Origin of the sequence: Dokdonella sp. (genome assembly GCF_041395345.1) — a bacterium.
Taxonomy (GTDB): domain Bacteria; phylum Pseudomonadota; class Gammaproteobacteria; order Xanthomonadales; family Rhodanobacteraceae; genus Dokdonella.
This window is the reverse complement of the sequence record NZ_JAWLAR010000016.1, coordinates 12,670-34,759: the sequence shown is the minus strand read 5'-3', so window position 1 is coordinate 34,759 and position 22,090 is coordinate 12,670. Positions and strand designations below refer to the sequence as shown.

Annotated in this window: 17 protein-coding genes; 5 read left to right on the top strand and 12 right to left on the bottom strand. The window is 60.5% G+C overall.

Going from position 1 to position 22,090, the window contains the following annotated elements:
* Positions 1–148 precede the first annotated feature (148 nt).
* Positions 149–1,690: a CRTAC1 family protein gene (locus R3F00_RS14245; RefSeq protein WP_371282469.1), complete on the top strand. Its 1,542-nt coding sequence runs from the start codon at positions 149–151 to the stop codon at positions 1,688–1,690.
* Between the two features lie 281 nt (positions 1,691–1,971).
* Positions 1,972–2,985 (top strand): NADP-dependent oxidoreductase, encoded by a 1,014-nt coding sequence (locus R3F00_RS14240; RefSeq protein ID WP_371282468.1) that lies wholly within the window; start codon positions 1,972–1,974, stop codon positions 2,983–2,985.
* Positions 2,986–3,218: 233 nt separating this feature from the next.
* On the opposite strand, the gene R3F00_RS14235 is transcribed toward R3F00_RS14240, so the two are convergent.
* From R3F00_RS14235 to R3F00_RS14220, 4 genes are all read right to left on the bottom strand, one after another.
* On the bottom strand, positions 3,219–3,668 hold the full coding sequence (locus R3F00_RS14235; RefSeq protein WP_371282467.1) for a hypothetical protein: 450 nt from the start codon (positions 3,666–3,668) through the stop codon (positions 3,219–3,221).
* Positions 3,665–4,564 (bottom strand): c-type cytochrome, encoded by a 900-nt coding sequence (locus R3F00_RS14230; protein ID WP_371282466.1) that lies wholly within the window; start codon positions 4,562–4,564, stop codon positions 3,665–3,667. Before R3F00_RS14230 ends, R3F00_RS14235 begins: the two co-directional genes overlap by 4 nt.
* A gap of 174 nt (positions 4,565–4,738) precedes the next feature.
* On the bottom strand, positions 4,739–5,284 hold the full coding sequence (locus R3F00_RS14225; RefSeq protein ID WP_371282465.1) for a hypothetical protein: 546 nt from the start codon (positions 5,282–5,284) through the stop codon (positions 4,739–4,741).
* 164 nt (positions 5,285–5,448) lie between these two features.
* Entirely contained in the window at positions 5,449–6,204 is a 756-nt protein-coding gene (locus R3F00_RS14220; RefSeq protein ID WP_371282464.1) for an isoprenylcysteine carboxylmethyltransferase family protein, read from the bottom strand.
* A gap of 283 nt (positions 6,205–6,487) precedes the next feature.
* Here R3F00_RS14220 and R3F00_RS14215 point away from each other — a divergent pair, with 283 nt between their 5' ends.
* Positions 6,488–8,209: a sialidase family protein gene (locus tag R3F00_RS14215; RefSeq protein WP_371282463.1), complete on the top strand. Its 1,722-nt coding sequence runs from the start codon at positions 6,488–6,490 to the stop codon at positions 8,207–8,209.
* Between the two features lie 257 nt (positions 8,210–8,466).
* On the top strand, positions 8,467–9,537 hold the full coding sequence (locus R3F00_RS14210) for a DUF481 domain-containing protein (protein WP_371282462.1): 1,071 nt from the start codon (positions 8,467–8,469) through the stop codon (positions 9,535–9,537).
* A gap of 93 nt (positions 9,538–9,630) precedes the next feature.
* Here the strand turns inward: R3F00_RS14210 and R3F00_RS14205 are convergent, their stop codons facing one another.
* From R3F00_RS14205 to R3F00_RS14185, 5 genes are all read right to left on the bottom strand, one after another.
* Positions 9,631–10,797: a BamA/TamA family outer membrane protein gene (locus R3F00_RS14205; RefSeq protein ID WP_371282461.1), complete on the bottom strand. Its 1,167-nt coding sequence runs from the start codon at positions 10,795–10,797 to the stop codon at positions 9,631–9,633.
* Between the two features lie 242 nt (positions 10,798–11,039).
* Positions 11,040–13,238: a catalase/peroxidase HPI gene (katG, locus tag R3F00_RS14200; RefSeq protein WP_371282460.1), complete on the bottom strand. Its 2,199-nt coding sequence runs from the start codon at positions 13,236–13,238 to the stop codon at positions 11,040–11,042.
* A 286-nt stretch (positions 13,239–13,524) separates the two neighbouring features.
* Complete coding sequence (locus tag R3F00_RS14195; protein ID WP_371282459.1) at positions 13,525–14,370, bottom strand: cytochrome c; 846 nt, start codon at positions 14,368–14,370, stop codon at positions 13,525–13,527.
* Positions 14,371–14,455: 85 nt separating this feature from the next.
* Positions 14,456–14,995, bottom strand: a complete 540-nt coding sequence (locus R3F00_RS14190) for a hypothetical protein (RefSeq protein WP_371282458.1) — start codon at positions 14,993–14,995, stop codon at positions 14,456–14,458.
* Between the two features lie 185 nt (positions 14,996–15,180).
* Complete coding sequence (locus R3F00_RS14185) at positions 15,181–16,758, bottom strand: arylsulfatase (protein ID WP_371282457.1); 1,578 nt, start codon at positions 16,756–16,758, stop codon at positions 15,181–15,183.
* A 301-nt stretch (positions 16,759–17,059) separates the two neighbouring features.
* Between R3F00_RS14185 and R3F00_RS14180 the strand changes: the two genes are divergently transcribed.
* Positions 17,060–17,656 carry a DUF502 domain-containing protein gene (locus R3F00_RS14180; RefSeq protein WP_371282456.1) on the top strand — a complete coding sequence of 199 codons (597 nt, stop codon included), beginning with the start codon at positions 17,060–17,062 and terminating at the stop codon, positions 17,654–17,656.
* A 134-nt stretch (positions 17,657–17,790) separates the two neighbouring features.
* Here R3F00_RS14180 and R3F00_RS14175 read toward each other — a convergent pair whose 3' ends face one another.
* From R3F00_RS14175 to R3F00_RS14165, 3 genes are all read right to left on the bottom strand, one after another.
* On the bottom strand, positions 17,791–20,001 hold the full coding sequence (locus tag R3F00_RS14175) for a TonB-dependent receptor family protein (protein ID WP_371282455.1): 2,211 nt from the start codon (positions 19,999–20,001) through the stop codon (positions 17,791–17,793).
* Positions 20,002–20,330: 329 nt separating this feature from the next.
* Positions 20,331–20,921, bottom strand: coding sequence for a hypothetical protein (locus R3F00_RS14170; protein WP_371282454.1), 591 nt, complete (start codon positions 20,919–20,921; stop codon positions 20,331–20,333).
* Positions 20,922–21,083: 162 nt separating this feature from the next.
* A complete protein-coding gene (locus R3F00_RS14165) occupies positions 21,084–22,073 on the bottom strand; it encodes an NAD(P)-dependent alcohol dehydrogenase (protein ID WP_371282453.1) in 990 nt (329 codons plus the stop codon).
* Positions 22,074–22,090 lie beyond the last annotated feature (17 nt).

Here is a 22,090-nt window from a genome sequence, read left to right as displayed (position 1 = left end):
CGCGCCGCAGCGGGACGCTCCCGGCGCGGTTGCCTGCCTTTCCGACCGACGCGTAGACTTCGCCCGGACGCTGGTCGAGTCTGGTGAAATTGCGGCGCAGCGGCGAAGTCATGAGGGTGGTACTTGCTGCCGCTGCGGAGGGGATCCCATGAGGAAAGGTTGGTCTGATGTCGCCCTGGTCATCCTGTCGGGCCTGACGGCGTTCTCCCCCGTCCTGGGTCAGGTAACAACCTTCACTGACCAGACCGCTGCCGCGGGTATCGGCAATACCTCGACCAGTATCGGCCTGGTCAGTCCCATTCTCGGCGGCGGAGTCGTTGCCGACTTCAATCGCGATGGCTGGCAGGACATTTTCTACCCGACCGGCGGTAATGGCGCCGACAGGCTGTTCATCAACAACGGCAACGGAACATTCACCAATCAGGCGGCTAGCTGGGGCATCAACCAGGTGCATCTTTCGAGCGCGGCTGCGGTGGGTGACTACAACGGCGATGATTTGCCGGATATTTTCGTCACCTGCTTCGGTCCGACGAGCACGCCGCAAATGGGTCACCATCATCTGTATCGGAATACGGGTAGCGCCTTTGTCGACGAAGCGGTTGCAGCGGGTGTCAACCGCTGCAGCACGATATCGCCGGATGGCTGGGGTGGATCCTGGGGAGACATTGACCTCGATGGCGATCTCGACCTCGCGATTTCCGGATTCCTTGACCCGGCGACCGGCAATTGCCTAATGCGCAACAACGGCAACGGCACGTTCACGGATATCACGACGAGCAGCGGACTGAGACCGTCGATACAGGGGTTGTCCGGGTATACGCCCCATTTCGTAGACATGAACGATGATCGTTATCCCGAATTGATCTGGATCGGGGATTTCTCGACAAGCCTCTACTACATCAACAACGGCGACGGAACATTCACCAACGGGACGGCCGCGTCGGGCACCAGCCAGGACTTCAGCGAGATGGGCATGACCGTGGGAGACTGGAACGAGGATGGCTTGTTCGATTTCTATGTTTCAACCATCGGCACCAACAATTTCTATGTGAATCAGGGCAATCATGTCTACCAGAACCAGGCGGACCTGGTCGGCGTGACCAACGGTGGCTTTGGCTGGGCAACGGTTACCTTCGATATCGATCACGACTCGCATATGGATCTGATCAACGTGGCCCAGGTCGGTCGAAACTCCGTCTTCAGGAATCGACTCGACAACGGCGTCCTTGCCTTTGATGAAATCGCCGTTCCGATCGGACTGGGGTTCAATGGTGATGGTCGCGGCCTGGCGCGTTTCGACTATGACAACGATGGCGATCAGGATCTGATCTTCTTTCCGGGCGGATTGCCCATCATATTGATGCGCAACGATCTCGGCGGACCCGACAGGAACTGGCTGAGAATCTTCCTCGAGAACGATGGCGTCCGTGGTGCGACACCGCACGGAATGGGCGCAAAGGTCAGCATCCAGATCGCGGGCCGAACGCTGATCAGCCGCATCGAAGGCGGCAGCAACTACCTCAGCCAGAACGAGGCCTCAGCGCATTTCGGATTGGGCGCTGCCACCAGCGTTGACCTGCTGCGAGTCGAATGGCCCAACGGAATGGTCACCGAAGCCGCCGATGTGGCGGCCAACCAGACTCTGACCCTGCACCCTCCGGACCTGATATTCCAGGCCGGGTTTCAGTAGGGACCTCTCGATCTCGGGTTGGCCTGCGAAAGACAGAGGCGCATTCCCGAGGCGCACGGGGCGGAATCAAGCCCATTGTCCGTGACCGCCTGGCGGCAGAGTTTCGAGGACCGGAACGGGAACCGTGAGCTCGCAGTAGCGCACTCGCGGGTTCGCGATGACTGGTTGCCTGCATACGCTATTCTTCGAACAGCGATTGCGACTATGGTGTCATCCTGATCGTGCACGGCACTGCAGCGCCGCGCGATCCACATCCTCTTCCCCCAGCAAGCGAGTAGCTCATGCCCTCAAGTATCAACCGTCAATTCAAGCTGGCCCAACGACCGGTTGGCATGGTCAAGCGCAGCGATTTCGATTTTGTCGAATCTCCGGTTCCGCAACCCGGCGAGGGAGAAATCCTGGTCAGGATCCTGTTCATCTCGCTGGATCCCGCCATGCGCGGCTGGATGAACGAAGGCAAGTCCTACATCGCTCCTGTCGGCATCGGTGAGGTCATGCGCGCCGGTGCCGCCGGCGTGGTCGTCGCCTCCAATAGTCCTGCGTTCTCCGTGGGCGATCACGTGGTCGGTGCGCTGGGCGTGCAGGACTACGCCATCTCGAATGGCAAGGGCCTGAACAAGGTCGATACGCGCCTGGCGCCCCTGCCGGTTTATCTCGGAACACTGGGCATGCCCGGAATGACCGCCTATTTCGGCATTCTCGACGTCGGCCAGCTGAAATCCGACGACACCGTGGTTGTTTCAGGTGCGGCCGGCGCAGTCGGACAGGTTGTCGGACAGATCGCAAAGATCAAGGGATGCAAGGTTATCGGCATCGCAGGTGGCGCCGACAAGTGCCGCTACATCACCGAAGACCTCGGTTTCGATGCGGCCATCGACTACAAGTCGGAAGACGTCAAGGAAGGCCTCAGGAAGCACTGTCCGAAGGGTATCGATGTCTACTTCGACAACGTGGGGGGCGAAATCCTCGATGCCGCCCTCTCACGACTGGCCATGCATGCGCGCATCGTGATTTGCGGTGCGATTTCCCAGTACAACAACACCGAGCCGGTTCGCGGCCCTGCCAATTACCTTTCCCTGCTGGTCAACCGCGCGTCCATGAAGGGCATGGTGGTGTTCGACTACGCGGCGCGCTATGCGGAAGCCGCCACGGAAATGGCGGGCTGGATGCAGCAAGGAAAACTGAAGACGCGCGAAGATATCGTTGACGGCCTCGAAAATTTCCCGGAAGCGTTGCTCAAGCTCTTCAGGGGCGAAAACACGGGAAAGCTCGTCTTGAAAGTCGCCGAAAGCTGAGGCCTGGCACGACTGAAGCTTTGCAAGAACAAAGCCCCGGCATTCCGGGGCTTTGCTTTCCGCGAGCCTCTGGAGCGGCGCCACGCTGTCGGTTTGGAAACATGCTCTTGCAGAGGTCCCTGATCCGGCGCCTTGAACTGAACAGGGTTTCCGCTTCGACCTCCACAAAGCGCCCGGCCCGAAGCTCGGCCGTCGTTGTCTCGAACAGTCTCGCGACCACGCTCATGAGACGTTCAAAGTGACCAGTCGACCTCGACGCCAGCTCGCTCGTTGTCCCAGATCATCGAGGTGATCTGCCACTCTCCGGCCGCGCTTCTAAACAACTGGATGGAATTGATGCCACGTCGTTCGGGCGTCTTGTCGTTGGGCGCGTTGCGCGCTTCATAGACGCTCCATACGTGCGCCATGTTCCCGAAAAGCTGGACGCGACGCGCGACTTCAACCTCGAAAAAATCATGCGTCTCGAAGAACGCACGCGTGTCCGCCGAATATTCGTCCAGCGTCATGATCTTCATCCAGGGCACGCCCTGATCATCGACACCGGTTCGCATCTGGCGCGCGTCTGGATGAAATACCCTCGCCTGCAGCGACCAGTCGCGCGGTCCGGCAGGGCCGGATACCATCGCGTACATGGCATCAATCACGCTGGAAAGTTTTCCTGGATCCAGAGTCGGCATGGTCATTGCTGCACTCCACTCGCTATTGCTGGTACGCTGCGAAGATAGGCGTACAGAGCGCTGACTTCATCGTCGGTCAGGTGCTTGGTCGCTGACACCGGCATGTATTCTGTCTGAAGCGGCCGGCCATCCCGCGATATGCCCTCGCGCAGCGCCTTCTTCAGATCGGCTTCGCTCCACTCGGCCAGTCCGGTCGGATCGGGCGTCAGATTGGCGGCATCCGGCCAACTCGGCGGCGTACCGGCGATATGACCTCCCGCGAACGTTTTTCCATGACAGCCCTGACAGGCGGCTGCAAGGTATGCCCCGTATTCGGCAGTTGCTCCGACAACAGGTTGTTCCGGCTTCGCCGCATGGTCGACGTGTTCGGCCGGCAGCAACGGAACCTGGTCCGCGACCAGCAGGATGCGACCAATCGGGCCCACGCGGTTTTCGGGTGGCGTGCGCTCCACGGCAGGCAAGCTGTGCAGGTAGGCGAGAAGATCGCCCATGTCCTGCTCGCTGAGACCGACGAATTCCTGGGAAGGCATCAGCAGCAGCGAACGCCCGTTCCTCCCTACGCCATGGCGAATGGCACGAACCAGATCCACGTCGCTGAGTACACCACCGCTCGCACCCGGGGTCAGATTGGGACCCGAAATGCGTGCAAACATCGCGTCGTCTATCAACGTGCCGCTGCCCATGTCACTGCCATGGCAATCCCTGCAACCGCGAATCGTGGCAACGTGGAGTCCGCGCTCGACTGCGCCAGGGTCGACCGGAACGGGCGGTACAGTCGGCTCGATGGCATAGACCCTGGCCATGCGCTGTTCACTGAGCAGGTAAACCGCGACGAGACCGACAGCCAGCAACAACACGACGGCCACCATCGAGCGGCCAATCCACTTCATCAGCTTGCGCATTTCGCTCCCCCAAAGAACGCTGGTTGCAAAGTGTATTGCGAAGCACAGGGTAGAGCCAATGCACCCGCCATTGCGCGTTGTGCAGGTCAACTCGCCCGAACGCACAGCCTTGTCGATCACTGGCGCGCTCCTCTCCCCGAGTCGGGGAAAGGAGCACTTCGGTCCTGTCCGGAACTACTGGAAGCCGTCCCTGAAGATGATGTCGGTAATCAGGGTGTTGTTGTCGGCGGCCGTATTGTTGCCGGGATTGGTGTCTGAAACAGGAGGCTGCACCGTGGCCGTCACCGAGGTATTGATCGAGGCCGGTGGGGTACCTGCTGGCGCGTTGACGGTAGCCGTCACCAGATAGGTCAGGCTGCTGTTCTTCGGCATGGCCCGGGTCTGATTGACGGCGCCGGTACCACTGGCCGGACAGGTCGCTCCGCCGGTTCCGGAGCAGGTCCAGCTGACATTGATCAGCAGCGCCGGCAGTGTTTGCACAATGGCCACGGCAGGTATGTCAATGATCGTGCTGGTGTTCGTGACGACAATCTCATAAGTGGTCGTGTCGAGTGGAGCCACCCAGTTGACGCCGTCACTATTGCTGACCGACACGTCGGCAAACAGGTCGTCGTTGACAATGAGCCCGGTTCCCTGAGCCTGGCTGACAGTCACGCCTGCCGTGGCGCTACCGAGATTGACGAAGTAAGTCTCGTCGGCCTCCGGCACGGCGTCACCCACGACGAGTCAAGCGCAGGTTTCCGAAAGCGGAAACGCTCGAATCCGGTCGAGCGGCACGGACTGTGCAACCCCGGCTGGCTGTGACCGGAACAGTTCCATGCCAGTGGCGCGCCCGGCTTTCGCATCCGCTTTGCGCCATCGTCTGGCCGGCGCGATGCCCTCGATCAGAAAACCCCCGGCAACAACCACCAGGTGCGCTTCCTGTACGCCGCCCATTCCGGATAGCGCGACATGCTCGCTTCCTTCATGACCATGTTGGTCGAGAACAGCATGCCCCAGAAATACGCGAGCACGAGCAGCGGGATCCAGTGCCAGGACAACAGTGCGAGTGCGCCGTAGATCATCATTTCACCCAGATAATTCGGGTGGCGAATGCTGCGGAACATGCCGTCGGTGATCAGGCCTGAATGCAATTTGAGCGTGCAGTACTTTTGCACGTCGGCAGCAACCATGATGACGCAGCCGAGCACGCACATCGACACGCAAAGGCAATACCAGGCCACGTCAGGCAGCGGATAATCCATACTCGTACGGCCCGAGATCAGCAGCCAACCCGCGAGCCAGTAGCCGGCAAGACCCAACGCGCCGACGACGCTGCTTGCGATCGTTGCCCGCCCCTGCCAGCTTGCATCGGGAAAGAGCAGGTCCTTGCCCAGCCAGACCAGACCGTAACTGCCGTGCAGCGCAAGATAGAGCCAGGCTGCCGTGGACGTCGCTGCAGGCGTGGTGTCTGCATACAACCAGATCAGCAACCCGAAGAATGGAAACGAGCCGGCCTTCTGCAGATTGATGATCCAGGCCAGCTTGAATGGACGCGGGCCACCGCCCAGATCAAACATGATCCACTGATTGAAGCGGCGCAATGACCTGGCCCAGGCGGGCGCGGGGTACTGTGTTGGCGAAACAGGCGCCTGATTCATCCAGAATTCTCCGAGATGACTCCTGCCTGGGTGTCAGCCGGAATCGATGCCGAGCGTGCTTCATCCTATCATCGGCATGGCGCATGGTTGCTGCGGTCGAATCAGCCAGCGGCCCTGTTTGCCCCGCAATGGCGTTGCCCGTGGCCATTCCTGCATGGGCCGGATGTCGTGACTGCTGCCTCTCCCTGGCCAAGAATTCGCCGTCCGATCCCGGGTGGAGTAACCTTCCGCATTGCGGCGACTTTTTCGGCGGCCGTACCCTCTCATTGCGGAGAACACAGTAATGCCCATTTTTCCCCTCGCCCACCGAATGGCGACCAGTCTTGTGCTCCTGCTCGTGCTGACCGTGGCATCGGCGAGCGCTCTTGCTGCCAACAGGGTCGTCCAGTCGCGCGGTGCGGATGCCGACGTCAACTACGCTTCCCTGGTCAACTTCGGCCCCTGGGATGATCGCAACTATGCACTGACAAAGGCCGACCTCGCCGTACTCTCCGACGACGAAGCCAGCGCCAAGGATCCCATTCCGGCGTTCTTCCGCGTCGAGATGCGCCGCGCCAATCCCGGCCTGGTCAGAACCGGCCCCGCGCAGTATCCGCGCAGCGCGCTGCAGCGCTTCGAGATCAAGTACTACGGCTACCTGATCAACGGTCGCATTTACCACGACATCAAGCTCGATGCGAATGGCAACTACGAAGTAATCCTTGAGGAAGGCATTCCCGAGAAGACCTACGCCAAGTCCCTGCTTGCAACCGAGATCCGGGTCAGCGGCCCCGCGCACGGCGGAGCGGAAACCGCCATCGCCATCAACCCGACCAATACCACTCAGGTCGTTGCCGGTTCCAACGGCCCCGGCGGCGGCCAGAAAATGTGGCTCTCCTCGGACAGCGGAGCCACCTGGACGCAGTCGGCCAACCTGCCCGGCTCCGGCATCTGCTGCGACCCCACCGTGGCCTGGTCGGGCGACGGCACCACTGCCTATTCCGCAACGCTTGGCAACGGCGTCTATGTGTATCGATCAACCGACGCGGGTGCAACCTGGGACGGACCGGTGGTCGTGCCGACAACCAATGGCAGCGTGGACAAGGAATACCTGCACGTCGATACCGAGCCGACGTCGCCGTACTACGAGAATGTCTACGTTTGCTGGCACCTGAACAACGTGCAGAAGTTCTCCAGATCCGAAGACATGGGCGTGACCTTCAGCACGCCGGTAACATTCGGCAGTTCGTCGTCTGAGCGCGGCATCGGCTGCGACCTGACATCCGACAGCAGCGGCAACGTCTACTACCTCTACCCGGTAACCTCGGCAAGAACGATAACGCTGCTGAAATCGACAGATGGCGGCGCCACGTTCGAGCCACCTGTGGTCGTTGCGAATACCGCGGATGGCTATGACTTCCCGATTCCGGCCATGCCGGTCCGGCGCGCGTTCATCTACGCCTCGGCGGATGTCGATCTGAGCAACAGCCCCTATCGCGATTCCATCTATGTCGCCTACACCGACAATACCGGGCCGGAATCGGGCACCGTAGCGAACAACCACGGCCGGATTCAGGTGGCTTACTCGCGGGACGCGGGCGCGACCTGGACGGTTCGCACCCCCCATCCCACCGCAGACGCCAACACGGTCGATCGATTCCATCCCTGGATGAAGGTCGACAACAACGGACGCGTCCATGTCGTGTTCTATGACACGACCAACAGCCCGGACAGAACGGGCGTTGACTACTACTACAGCTACTCGGACAACGGTGGCGATGGCTGGAGCGCGCCTACGCGCCTGACCAGCATCAACATGCCGAAACCGAGCGGCAGCTTCGAGTGGGGCGACTACAACGGAATGGACATGGTTCTGACACAGGCACTGGGCATCTACACCGACAATCGCGACGAAGGTGATGGTTCGGGCGTTTCCCGCGATGCCTATGCCGTCGGCGACTTCGCCATTACAGGCGCTGTGTCGGAGAACATCTTCACGTACGGATTCGATCCTCCCATCCAGTAAGACGTTGCCATCCAGGTGCGGATAGCGGGTCGAGGACCCGCCCGCACCGAACACCGGCATTGCCCGCGCCGGATCGCACGCAGACCAGCCTGTGTCCCGGGATTCCCGCGCCAGCGCGGCAGAGCTCGAGGACTTTCGGGCCAGATCGGACGCGCTTCGCAATTTCGGCCTTTCACCTCCTTCATGCAAAATGGCGCCCTGAACAGCATCGGCGCGCCATGGTGGTGCGTCGAACCGGCCGGTCGGGAGATGAAGCGATGAACAAGTTGTTGCCTGGATTTGCAGGACGCAGCTGGCAGGGTATCTCTGGCAGCCTGTTGATCCTCCTTCTGGCCTGCTCTCCTGCTCATGCGGCGCCCAAGACCGATATCGTCATCCTCAAGAATGGAGATCGGCTGACCGGCGAAATCAAGAAGCTCGAATACGGCGTACTGACGCTCAGTACCGACTCGATCGGTACGGTCAGCATCGAATGGCCATCGGTCGCACGCGTACAGACCAACCAGTTGCTCGAAGTGGAACGCTCGGATGGGAGTCGCCAGTATGGTCAGGTGCCCAAACTCGGCGAGTCCGGCGTGCTGGCCCTGGCCGAACCCGCCGAGAATGACAGCATCGACGACTTGCCCCTGGAGAGCGTCGTTCACATGGTGCCGATATCCCAGGGCAGCTGGCTTGACCGTGTTGATGCCAATGTCAGCCTGGGTGTCAGCGCCTCCTCGGCAAACCAGGATCGCCAGTACACCGTGAACGCCAATGTCACTTTTCGCAAGCCTACTCGCTACTGGAACATCAACTACAACGGCTCGCGTACCGATTCGACGAACAACGACTCATCATCCAGCAACTACCTCAATGCGCAGTTCCGCTGGCTTCGCGACAACCGCTGGTACTGGGCCGCGACCGGTGGCCTGACGACCAATGAACAGACCGACCTCAACCTGCGTACGGTGCTCGGCGGTGGTATAGGTCGCTACTGGGTGCGTACCGAACATCAGGAATTCACGGCATTGACCGGGATCGCCGGCACTCGTGAAAACTACACCGACGGGATCAGCCAGATCAGCACGGAAGGGGTGCTGCAACTCAACTACCAGTACTTCAGCTTCAACGATCCGAATCTCGGACTGTCGACCGCCCTTTCGCTGTACCCCAGCCTGACCATCGCGGGGCGCCTGCGCAGCCAGTTCGACATTACCGGCAGCTACGAGATCTTCAAGGATTTCACCTACCAGCTTTCCTATACGCGCAGTCACGACAGCAAGCCGCCCGCGCCGGACCTCGTGAAGACGGACTGGTCACTGACCAGTTCGTTCGGCTACAACTTCTGAGCCCGCCAGCGCCCGATTTCCGGCCCGCAACGCCGTGCATCCGCAAGAAGGAAAAGGCCGGATTCAAGTCGCCATCCGAGGATGGGTATCTGCTCAGAACGCTTCGCCAATGGAGAAGTACAGCGCGTCGGAATTCTTGCCGACTGCGTAGTCCATCCTGACATTGACGTTGAACTTGGTCGAAGCCTTGAACCGAAGTCCGGCGCCTCCCGAAGGCAGCAAGCCACTCGAGTCGAATTCGCTGAAAGAGGGTGCGACCGCACCTACTCCGGCGAAAAAGACGGCACCCCAGCGCTCTGCGAATTGCCAGCGATACTCGGCTTGCGCCGCAAACATGCTGTAGTCGCGAAACTGGCCTGTCTCGTAACCACGCAGATCATTGTTCGCTCCAAACAGGCAGAGGTCGAAGAACGGAGCATCGGATCCTGCCTGACAAATGGAACCACGCAGGGCGAGTATTGCGTTCGGCCGCACACGTCCGTAATGGTTGATCGATGCATTCAGCTTGGCGTACTGAAGATCGGAGCCCCAGCCGGCCAGGTTCCACTGCGAGGTGGCCGTGACATAGAAGCCGCGAGTCGGGTAGGTCTCCGAGTCGCGCGTATCGAATTCGTAGATGAGACCCGGACCGACAAGATCGACATTGAGCTCCCGGTCCGGAATCTGCAAATCCGGAAAGGGCGGCAAGGAAACCGGAACGCGGGTCTTGACGTCGACCGCGCGGAGCCTGAGTCCCAGATAGTTTCCCGCAGCAATTCTTCTCAGCAGGTCGAATCTTGCGAATTCGGGCTCCTGATTGATTCCGATCGAGACATCACGATCGGCCGCTGCATCGCCGACACCGTAGAAATCAAGATCGAGGTCGGCACGCCCGACAGCCGCAGTAAGCCGATATCGGTCACCGCCCAGATAGGCCTTCTGGAACAGCCCGATGCCCCGGCTGCCATTGTCTGTCCAGAGCGCACCGGCACCCGTCATCCAGGGACGTGCGCTGCCTTCGGGCTGGTAGAAGGCCACGCCGGCCAGAACCAGTCCGCTGCCAAGAGCTGGATTGACCAACGGGATAGGCAAGACCACGAAACTGTGGCCGCTCTCTGCATTGCTGCTGCCGACACCCTCGACTTCGGCCTGCCCCGGCCCCTTGTCCACTTGCATCTCCTGGGCGTCCGCGAAGTGGGTAGCGAATGCAAACAGGACAAGGAGTGCCGCACGGCACCACGGCGGGTTCAACAGACCGGTAAAGCCGCATGACCGCCGCATGTCGATGACTGAATTCCCCGATTCGTGACCCATCCCGAGTCGGGCAGCCTAACGCATATTCGAGGATGCCAACAAAGCCGGACCTGACCACCTTCCGGAATGCGGACCCCGCCGGACTCACGGCGGCTTGAGTCTCGCCCGAGGTCGCGTGTCGAAACGCGGCCGCGCTGGCTTGGTCCATGGAAGGCCATGTTGTATTGCTGCTGACTGGCAACCGAGGGCTGCCAGTCAGCAGACAGGGATCACGCCAGATCGAAGCGATCCAGGTTCATGACCTTGTGCCAGGCCGCGACAAAGTCGTTCACGAACATGGTCTCGGCATCGCTGCTTGCGTAGACCTCTGCCAGCGCGCGCAATTGCGAGTTCGATCCGAAGACCAGATCGGCGACTGTACCTGTCCAGCGTGGCTCGCCCGAGGTCCGGTCGCTGCCTTCCAGCACGCCTTCCACCTCTGCAGACTTCTTCCACTGCGTGTTCATGTCGAGCAGGTTGACGAAGAAATCGTTGCTCAGGGTTTCAGGGCGTCTGGTGAAGACACCGTGTGCAGTCTGGCCCATATTCGCGTTCAGGGCACGCATGCCTCCAACCAGGACCGTCATCTCAGGTGCAGTCAGAGTCAGCAGGTTGGCTCTATCCACGAGCAACTCGGCCACCGAGCCCCGGACACCCTTCTTCGCGTAGTTGCGAAAGCCGTCGGCCGCCGGTTCAAGCGGAGCGAACGAATCGATATCGGTCTGTTCCTGCGAGGCATCCATGCGTCCGGGAGAGAACGGGACCCTGATGTCGTGCCCGCCCTTCCTGGCAGCAGCCTCAACGGCTGCGCATCCGCCCAGCACGATCAGGTCGGCCAGCGAAACTTTCTTGCCGCCGGATTGGGCGCCGTTGAATTCCTTCTGTACCCTTTCCAGGGCCTGCAGCGCCTTGGCCAGTTCCACCGGCTCGTTGGCTTCCCAGTCCTTCTGTGGCGCAAGCCGGATTCGCGCGCCATTGGCGCCACCGCGTTTGTCGCTGCCGCGGAAGTTGGCCGCCGAGGCCCAGGCCGTGGCGACGAGTCGCGAAATCGACAATCCGGCGTCCAGGATCCTGGCCTTGAGCGCTTCGATGTCCTGGTCGTTGATGAGCGGGTGATCGACAGCCGGGATCGGATCCTGCCAGATCAGCTCTTCCTTTGGCACCAGCGGCCCGAGATAGCGCGAAATCGGTCCCATGTCACGGTGTGTGAGCTTGAACCACGCACGCGAAAACGCATCGGCAAACTCCTGCGGGTTGGCCATGAAGCGGCGCGAGATCTTCTCGTAGGCCGGGTCCATGCGCATGGCCATGTCGGCCGTGGACATCATCGGTGCGTGGCGCCTGTTCGGATCGTGCGCATCGGGCACGGTACCTGCGCCTGCGTCACCTTTCGGCTTCCACTGCTGGGCGCCTGCCGGGCTCCGGGTCAGTTCCCATTCGTAGCCGAACAGGGTTTCGAAATAACTGTTGTCCCATTGAATCGGAGTCGGCGTCCAGGCGCCTTCCAGGCCACTGGAAATCGTGTCGACGCCCCTCCCGGTTCCGAAAGAGTTTTTCCAGCCAAGGCCCTGATCCTCGATATCGGCACCTTCCGGCGCGGGTCCGACATACTTGCCCGGATCGGCCGCACCGTGGGTCTTGCCGAAGGTATGGCCACCGGCAGTCAGTGCCACGGTCTCTTCATCATTCATGGCCATGCGGGCGAAGGTCTCGCGGATGTCGCGAGCGGATGCCAGCGGATCCGCGTTGCCGTTCGGACCTTCCGGGTTCACGTAAATCAGGCCCATCTGCACGGCCGCCAGCGGATTCTCGAGTTCGCGATCGCCGCTGTAGCGCTTGTCATCCAGCCATTCGGTTTCGGGCCCCCAATAGATGTCTTCCTCGGGTTCCCAGACGTCCTCGCGACCGCCGGCGAAACCGAAAGTCTTCAGGCCCATCGAGTCGAGGGCCACGTTGCCGGTCAGTACCATCAGATCGGCCCAGGACAGTTTGCGACCGTACTTTTTCTTGATCGGCCAGAGCAGACGACGTGCCTTGTCGAGACTGACGTTGTCCGGCCAGCTGTTCAGCGGGGCGAATCGCTGCGTGCCGGAACCGGCGCCGCCGCGACCATCCGCGATCCGGTAGGTTCCTGCGCTGTGCCAGGCCATGCGGATGAAGAACGGTCCGTAGTGCCCATAATCGGCCGGCCACCAGTCCTGCGAATCCGTCATCAGGGCATGCAGGTCCCTGATCACTGCATCGAGGTCAAGGGTCCTGAATTCTTCTGCATAGTTGAAATCCTCGTCCATCGGATTGGACAGGGATGAGTGCTGGCTCAGAATTTTCAGATTGAGCTGGTTCGGCCACCAGCCCGCATTCGACGGGCCGCCGGCCTGGGTGGGTTTGCGTGTACCGCCCGCGACCGGGCACTTTGATTCGTTCGACATGATCCTCTCCTGCGCTTGCGACACCACACGATGTGGGACCATTCTGGCGCAAGAGTTTTGATAGACAAAATCGTTTGTCGTGATCAAAAGGATAGCGTCCGCCTATTGAGAGGCAGGGACACCGTATTTGAGCTCTTCCCACGGCCGCGCGCTGCCGAACGTATCGTGGCGTCAATCGCCGGCGCAGCAGCTCCGGTTCGACAGTGGCTTTCGGTCGATTGAACGCACCGCAGGCCGTCTGCCATGAAGTTTTCCCGCTGCGTTGCGGTCGCGTCGTGGAGTCCGCTCATTGCGTTGCCGACGCGCGGGCGCTCATGTCGCGGAGAAAAGTGTACACGTCTTCGACTTCCTGGTCGGTGAAATGGGCGAAGCGACCTCTCGCAACACCGCTCATCATGTTCAGTTCACGATCGCCCAGCGCCTTGCCGGTACGCATCAGGTGCTGGAAGGCATCCTTGTCATAGGCCAGGACGATCATCAGGTCCGGCGCCGACTCGCCCTCCCAGGGCGAGTCGGCACGCAGGCCGAACCCGTGGCATTCGTTGCAAGTGGTCATCGCGATGTATTCACCCCGGACAATGGCCGGGTTGGCGTCCTCGGCACGGCGCAGGGGCGGGACGAGATCGAGATACGCCGGAATGGCAGCATCGTCGCCGAGAGCGATGTCGAGGCGCACGCTCCAGGGCAAGCTTCCTGCCGGCAAGTCCCTTTCGACGACAGGCTGGGTTCGCAGATAGGCGAAAATCGCGGCCACGTCTTCATCGCGCAAGCGCACAAAGTTGTAGGACGGCATGGAATACAGGGCCTTTCCGTCACGCCCGATGCCATGCCTCAGTGCCGCATCAAAGGTGGCGGCACTTTCGGTTCGGGCATAAGCCGCAAGATCGGGCGCGCTGGCCATGCCCCACATGATCTCTCCACCGAGGTCATCGCCGTGGCAACCCCTGCACCCGCGCGTTCGCACCAGATGGTCGCCACGCGCGATGGTCTCGGGGTCCGTGGCAATGGGGTATGCAAAAGGCGGGGGACGATCAAACGATCGGAGGTGCAGTTCGCTGGCCGCGTAAACCCAGCCGACTGCCGCCAATGCGACAACAACCACTGCCATAACGATTCGTGCAAGCCATTTCATGAATTCGACACTCCGTCAACGGAGTTTCGGCCGTTCAAAGGGCGTTTGCAGCCACGAGAAGTCTCCGTCGCTGCTTCTCAAGCCATTATCGAGGCCAGCCGACTGCCAGATCAAAAGACGCCGCGCAGTTCATGTCGGTGTCATTGTAAGGCGCTTCATGCGCCTCGCTGGTCAGCTTGCCGACGATACGAGTCGGACTATGGGTCTGCAGGCTTGCCCTTCCATTGCCGCCGTCGAGCCCGGTCAGTACGCCGTCATCGGCGAGATACATGAGATTGACTATCGAGGTCATGTCGAGCTCCCCGGCCACATGCTGCATTTCGATCCATCCCTCAGCCGTTGCCGATCGTTGCTTCTCGATTTCGTCACCGCGCGAGCTCATGAAAGTGTTCTCTCCAGGCGCACTCGCGCACTCTTCGCACGCAGCCAACGCCTTCCGATCCAGCGGCTTGGCCGTGAGATAGATCGCGGTCGTAGCGATACCGTCGGAATCGACCGCATCGACAAAGGCGATGCCATCGGTGAAGGTGATCCGCTTGCCATCTCGCTCGCAGTAACCCTGGACCGAGTCCGCCAGGACCGGCATTGCGAGGAACAGTGGAACCATCAGGGCCAGTCTGCGCATCTCTTCGTTCTCCCGTCAGAAATCGAGGCTTGATCCGCGGTCGCTTCCAACCGCCTTCATGAGCAGAAACGGAAAGGGCTGGTTTGAGGGGCCAGCCGGTTGCCGAGAACCCGCAACTGGAGCAGCCACGAAAAAGGGCGGACCGAATCCGGTCCGCCCTGAAGTCAGCGAGCACACGCTATGGATCAGCCGCCGCTCATCGACGCTTCGATCTGCTTCTGCACCTTTTCGAGGTTGAATGATCCCGGCGTCTGGCTGGGCGGATATTCCTTCATGGTCATCAGGAACTTTGCCGCGTACTGCTGCATGGGCGCCAGCACGAATACGCGCTCGAGGAACCAGTCGTTGTAGACCGTCGCATTGTGTTGCGCCCGCTCAAACGGATCGCGGCGAAGGTTGAACAGCAACGGAACACGCAGCTCGGTGAACGGTTCGCGCCACACTTCGAAAGCCTGCCCGCGATTCTCGAGGAAAACCGCCTTCCAGGCATCATATCGGATGGCAACGATCTGGCCGTCGTCATTGACGTACATGAACTCGTGACGCGGCGACTCATCCACCTTGCCGGTCAGGTAGTCAAGCTGATTGTAACCATCGATATAATTTCGATACTTGCGGCCATTCAGCGTCACGCCAGTCCTCAGCTTCTGCTTGATGTCCGGGGCTCCCGCAATGGCTGCGAATGTCGGCAGCCAGTCTTCGTGGGCGAGAATGCCATTCAGCGTCTCGTTGGCCTTGAACTTGCCCGGCCAGCGCACGAACGCAGGTACGCGATATGCGCCCTCCCAGTTCGAGTTCTTTTCGCTGCGGAACTCCGTCGTGCCGGCATCGGGCCAGGTGTTGTAGTGCGGGCCGTTGTCGGTGGAGTACATCACGACCGTATTGTCGGCAATGCCGAGATCGTCGAGGAGCTTCAACAACTGACCCACGTGCATGTCGTGCTCGATCATGCCGTCGGTATACTCGTCGTTGCCCTTGTGGCGATTTTCCTGCTTTACGTGTGTACGGAAGTGCATGCGAGTGCCGTTCCACCACGTGAAGAATGGCTTGCCAGCGGCAACCTGACGCTTGATGAAGTCGCTCGCTGCAGCGAGGGTCTCTTCATCGATGGTTTCCATGCGCTTCTTGGTAAGCGGCCCGGTATCCTTGCAATCCTGGCCACCCTTGCCGTCTGCCTTGCAATCGAGCACGCCACGCGGGCCGTAAACCTCCTTGAAGGTCTTGCCATTGGCCAAGACCATGTCCGCCGGATAGTCCTCGTTCTCGGGCTCTTCCTCGGCGTTGAGGTGATACAGATTGCCCTTGAACTCGTCGAATCCATGCATGGTGGGCAGATGTTCGTCGCGATCGCCCTGGTGGTTCTTTCCGAACTGGCCGGTCGCATATCCCTGGCTCTTGAGGACGGTGGCCATGGTTACGTCACTCTTCTGCCAACCCTCGGCGGCACTGGGCAGCCCCACCTTGGTCATGCCACTGCGCACGGGTACGCTGCCGCCGATGAATGCGGCACGGCCTGCCGTGCAGCTTTGCTGTCCGTAGTAATCGGTAAATGCAATGCCTTCGTTTGCGATCCGGTCGATATTCGGCGTGTGGTAGCCCATCATGCCGCGACTGTTGTGACTGATGTTCCACTGCCCGATGTCATCGCCCCATATCACCAGAATGTTCGGCTTGGATGCCTGCGCTGACGCCTGCGGCGCAAATGCCATGCTGGCGAATGCCAGACACAAGCTTGCGGACAGCGCCTGAGTGATTCTTCTCATGTGCACGTCTCCCTGGGTTTGTCGAAACGGAATACCGCACTCGTGAAGATACTATCGGGAGCCGGGCCTGTCATGCACAATCTGCCTTCAGGACAATGTGCACCTGCGAGAAGCCTGGCCTGGAACGCGCCAGGATGACGTCGCGGCGTCCTGTATCCGGATCTTCATGATGATCCTGTGGCCATCGCTGATCGACGCTCATTGGCAGCAGCTTTTGCGGCGGCGCACAATGGAGGCGCTCGCAATTGGGCCGGCGGTAGCGATCAATTCCAGTCTCCACTTTGCGATACCCGGAGGATCCATGAACGGCTTGCTCAAGTTCCTCAGGACCACAATCATCGGTGGCCTGCTTTTCCTGGTCCCGGTCGTGCTCCTGATCGTCATACTCGAAAAGGGGTTTGTAATCGCGCGCAGGTTGATCAAGCCGGTCGTGACCCATCTGCCGGACGTCCCCATGTTCGGCGTTCCCGGAGACACGATCGTCGCGATCCTGTGCCTGGTGGTGTTGTCGATCATCGCCGGCATCATCGCACGCACATCGGGGGCGCAACGTCTGGTCGGATGGATTGAAACCGTGATCCTTTCACGCATGCCCGGCTACACGATGTACCGCGGCATGGTCGGCGACATGACCCAGGGCATGTCTTCTCTGGAACGCAGTTCAACCGCGCATGCGGTACTGGTCCGGATCGAGGACGCATGGCAGATCGGCTTTGTCACCGACACGCTGAAGAATGGTGATCTGGCAGTGTTCGTGCCCGGCGCGCCGTCGCCGTTGTCCGGGTCGCTGTTCTTCATGCCCAAGGACAGGGTTCGCGAGAGCGGACTGACTGTCCAGGATGCAACCGCCATGTTGCGTCGAATCGGCATCGGCTCCGGGGAGCGGCTGACGCGCTAATCTGCAGGCTTGCCATCCTGCCCGGTCCGGCTCAACTGCCGGCATGCCGCGCGTGGCAGTTGCCGGCAGAGTGTCACGGGAGCGACGAAAGCCGCGCTCCCGTGAACGCGCATCCGATGCGCCTCAGCCCTGGCTCAGAATTCCCAGGATGCACCCACGTAGTAGTTGCGACCGCTGGCAGGATCCAGTCCTCCACCGAAGACGCGGGCGTAGTAGGTCTTGTCGGTGATGTTGTAGATCCCGCCGGTCAGGCGAACAGCCGGAGTGACCCACCAGTCCGCGGAAATGTCGCCCACCGTGTAGGAAGGAACCTTGGCCGGGATATAGTTGCTGTCGCCCGGCTCGCCAAGCGCAAGATTCGAATCCTGCCAGTACTGGTCGTCCACAGACACCACCGAGAACGCGAACTTGAACTTGTTGTCCTCGCGATAGGTGATGCCGAAGCGGGCCAGATAATCCGGCGCGAACGAAGTCTTGTTTCCCTTATAGCCCTTGTCCGATGCCGTGAACTTCGAGTCGAGGAGACTCAGGTTGGCGAACAGGGTGAGGTGGCGTGAACTCGATGGGTCCATCGCTGCGAGGAAGTCGTAGTCGATCTGCCCCTCAAAACCCTGGCTGCGCGTATCGCCGGTATTGGCATTGATCGTGTTTCCCGGGGGCGCGCCGGGAATCTGCTGCGATTCGATGCGATCCTTGACGTCGACCAGAAACAGGCTCACGTCATAGAACAGTCCGTTTGCAGGCGTGCCATGTACACCGGCTTCCCACGAAAGCACGTGGGTCGGATCGGGATCGTTGATCGGGTCCGGCGATGTGTTGCCGAACGGCGATCCAATATCGAAGTAGCGAACCGGGCGCCACCCCTGCGAGACATTGAAATAGGTCTCGTTGCCGCGACCAAAGTCATTGCCGAATCCAAGTCCGAACAGCGGCACGTTGTGCTTGACCGAGCGATCGACGAGGCCCCGCGACAGGTTGGGCGGCTTGATCGTTTCATCGACATCGATCTTCTCGTGCTCGATGCGCACGGACGGCACGAAATGCCAGCCCCCGGGAAAGCGGAAGACATTTTCGGCGAACACGGCGAAGTAGTCCGAGGAGCGGCTCTGGCGCAATCGCGCGCAATCGGTAGAGGCCGGCGTCGCGCAGGGAACGCCCCAGCGATCGTAGCGACCGGGCGTCAGGCCATCGGCGGTGAACTGGCGAAACGGCGCATCCGAGTGATAGAGCGTTGTACCGGCAGTCAGTGCATTGCCCCTGCCCCATCGATGCAGCACCCGCGCATCGATGCCGTAGAAGCGGAACTGGTCATCCTGCACGGTTGAGGATGTCGGCGCCGGACCGCGCGCCTGCGAGCGCGAGGCGTTGTCCTGGTAACCGCCCCAGAGTTTGGTCACGACTTCGGTATCTTCGCCGAAGAATCGGTCGTCGGTCAGAGCCAGCACGTATCGATCGGTCCACAAGCGATTGTAGGGCGTGGTGGTCTGGTCCGGATCTGCAATGAACTGAGGGTAGCTGAGTTTGCCCGGATCACCGGTCTCGAGTTGCCACGCATGCAAATCCAGCGATGTATGGGCTGAATCACCGGAGCTGTAACCCAGATGGAAATCCGCGCCGCCGAGGTTCGAATCGCCATTCTCGCGCTCGCCATCACCCTTTCGATAATTGACATCGACGAGATAGTCCCAGTTTCCGGAGGTACCCGAAATCTGGTTGAACGAACTGAATAGCCCGTTGCTGCCGACGGCCGCTTCCACATAGCCGGCAAGGGCACGATCAGTCACCGGCTTGCGACTGATCATGTTTACTACCGGCGGTGGTTCGGGGCCGTACAGCAGGGAGTTGCCGCCCCGAATCAGCTGCACTTCGGAGATCTGCTGGGGCCAGGGCAAGATGTAAACCGTTGGATAACCGATCCAGTCCGAGAGCAACGGAATGCCATCCAGCATCACGGTCACGAATTCGGATTCCTGTGGATTGCCAATACCGCGATAGCTCAGATTGGCCTGGCCAGGCGATTGCTGCTCGGACACGAACAAGCCGGGCGTTTGCGAGAATAGTGCCCGCAAGTTGTTGTCCATTACCGTCGGAACGGTATCCAGCTTCGTGATCGAGGTCTTCTTGGTCACCGTGATCAGGGGCCCATCAACCTCCTTCATGATGTATTGCAATTTGGGGCGCGTGTCGTCCTGTGGACGCCTTTCCCGGACCTCGATCTTTGGCAGTTCGGTCTTGTCCTCGCCGGTATCCGTCGACTCGGCGCTGGTCTGTGCGAAAGCCGGGCCGACCAGGGCATTGGCTATCAGAACCGAAAGCAGACCTTTCGAAACAGCAGGCAAATTCATGTGTTCCCCCTGGTGAATTCCGGCGCCCCCCGAGGGCGCCGGCCAAGAGGCCTTTATCGCAATTGTCGATCGAGCCTGATACCGCAGGCAGACCTAGTCCCGGCGACCGAGCCGATTGCTCCGGCAGAACGAACGGCCGTGGCAGCGACGCTGGAAATCAATTCATGGGAGAGGTCGCCGCATGCTGCAAGCGGCAAGGCATCTCAATGCCTGAAACCAGATCAGCGAGCGGATGCCCTTGCACAATCCCGCTTCCACTTTCCGACGGATACCGTCTGGCCGGCTTGATGCCTGCGTGGCACGTCCGGCTGGGCAGACGCAGCCTGTCCTTAACCGTCCGCGGAATCTTCCGGGGCCATTTCATCTGCTTGGACCGAACTGCCTTCGCCCTCGGTCGTGCGCAACCGAACGTTGTCAGCCCAGCCGGCACCGCCGTCCAGCAGCATGAAGCCAATCTCTATATGACTCGTGGCCGGTGGCGCGGTCTTTCTGATGACGACGTCGGTCCATTCGCTGTCGCCCGTGACCGGCTCCGCTCGCACCTGGTCGAGGATGTTGCTGTGGTGATTGAAGGTCAGCACCATCACCCAACCCTTTTTCCCGACATCCTTGCCCTTGAGTGCCGCGATCAGCTCAACCGGCTTGCCGCCCAGATCAGGAGTTTCCACTTGCTGCGAGATCAATCCATAAGCCTGTTCGGTCGTTCGCAGCATCCGGATGCTGGATTTGCCTTTCGCAAAACTCTCTGTGTCGGTGGCAATTTCATAGGCGCGCACGCCGGCATGCTGGGTTCGTGACCACCCCGGAATCCGCTTACCGACCATCGGCTCTTCGAAATCGGGGTTGCTCAACGCAATCTCGGCCGCCGATGCACTGGCGGAAAACAACAGGATAGCGACAAGGAAGGCTGGTCCGGGCATGCTTGACTCCGATACGGGCCACACAGGAGGCGCCAGAGGGATTGTGCCGCAAATGGGCGCGGCATTTTGCGGCGAAGCGGGACACCGGGCAAGTCATCGACCACATCATCGCGAAACCTCCGTGTCGAGCGGAACTGCCCCGGGCCCCCTGGCCGTCACTTCTCATGAGTCGATCGCATCGTCCATGGCTATCACGATGGCACCAAGTCGCTGTTCGGTTTCAACGAGACGATGCGCTTCGGCCGCCTGATCCATGGGAAAGACGCGATCGACAATGGACCGGATCCGCCCCTCCTCTATCAACTTCGTCAGTTCTCGCAACTCCGCAATCGACTCGCGGGCGAAAGCAAAACTCGCTGTCCTGCTCGAGAACAGATGGGTGAAAAGCGAACGCAGCATGACCGAGAGTCGCGGATTTCCCGACAGATAGCGCCCGCCCGGGGCCAGAACCCGCATGCGATCGGCATAGGCGCCCGATGGCACCATGTCGAAGATCACGTCGTAGAGTCCGTCTGACTGAAAAGGATCTTCGCGAAGGTAATCAATGTAATGATCCGCGCCCGATCTTCTGCACAGGATTTCCTTGGCCGTGCTGTCGACTGCCGTGACCTGGGCACCCATGGCCTTTGCTATCTGGATACCATGCAAGCCGATGCTGCCGCCTGCACCAAGAACCAGCACTTTCTCTCCTGGCCTGATTTTCGCCAGACGCATGAAGTGCAGCGCGTTCAGACCCCCCAGAGGTACTGCTGCCGCGTCGGCAAAGCTCATGCTCGATGGTTTCGGTGAAATCGTGGAGGTCGCGGGCAAGACAAGATATTCGGCGTAGGCCCCCATTGCCAAACCGGTCGCCCCGAACACGGCCTGTCCAGGCGAGAAGTTGGCAACGCCGCTTCCGCATGCAACGATCTCTCCGGAAAAATAGCCACCCAGTATCTGGCGTCGCGGCCTGCGAATGCCGAGCGCGATTCGCAATGGCAGCCAGAACCACTTCACCGAGAACTTGAAACTGCGCATCTCGCAGTCGGACTTGGTCGCCTCAGCCGCCCGCACGCGGATCAGAATATCGTTCACTCCGGGCTGGGGATCCGGCACATCCTGCGTTTGCAATACCGAAGGTGGCCCGTAGCGTGCGTAGGTTATTGCTTTCATGCGATCAGCGCCCAGGG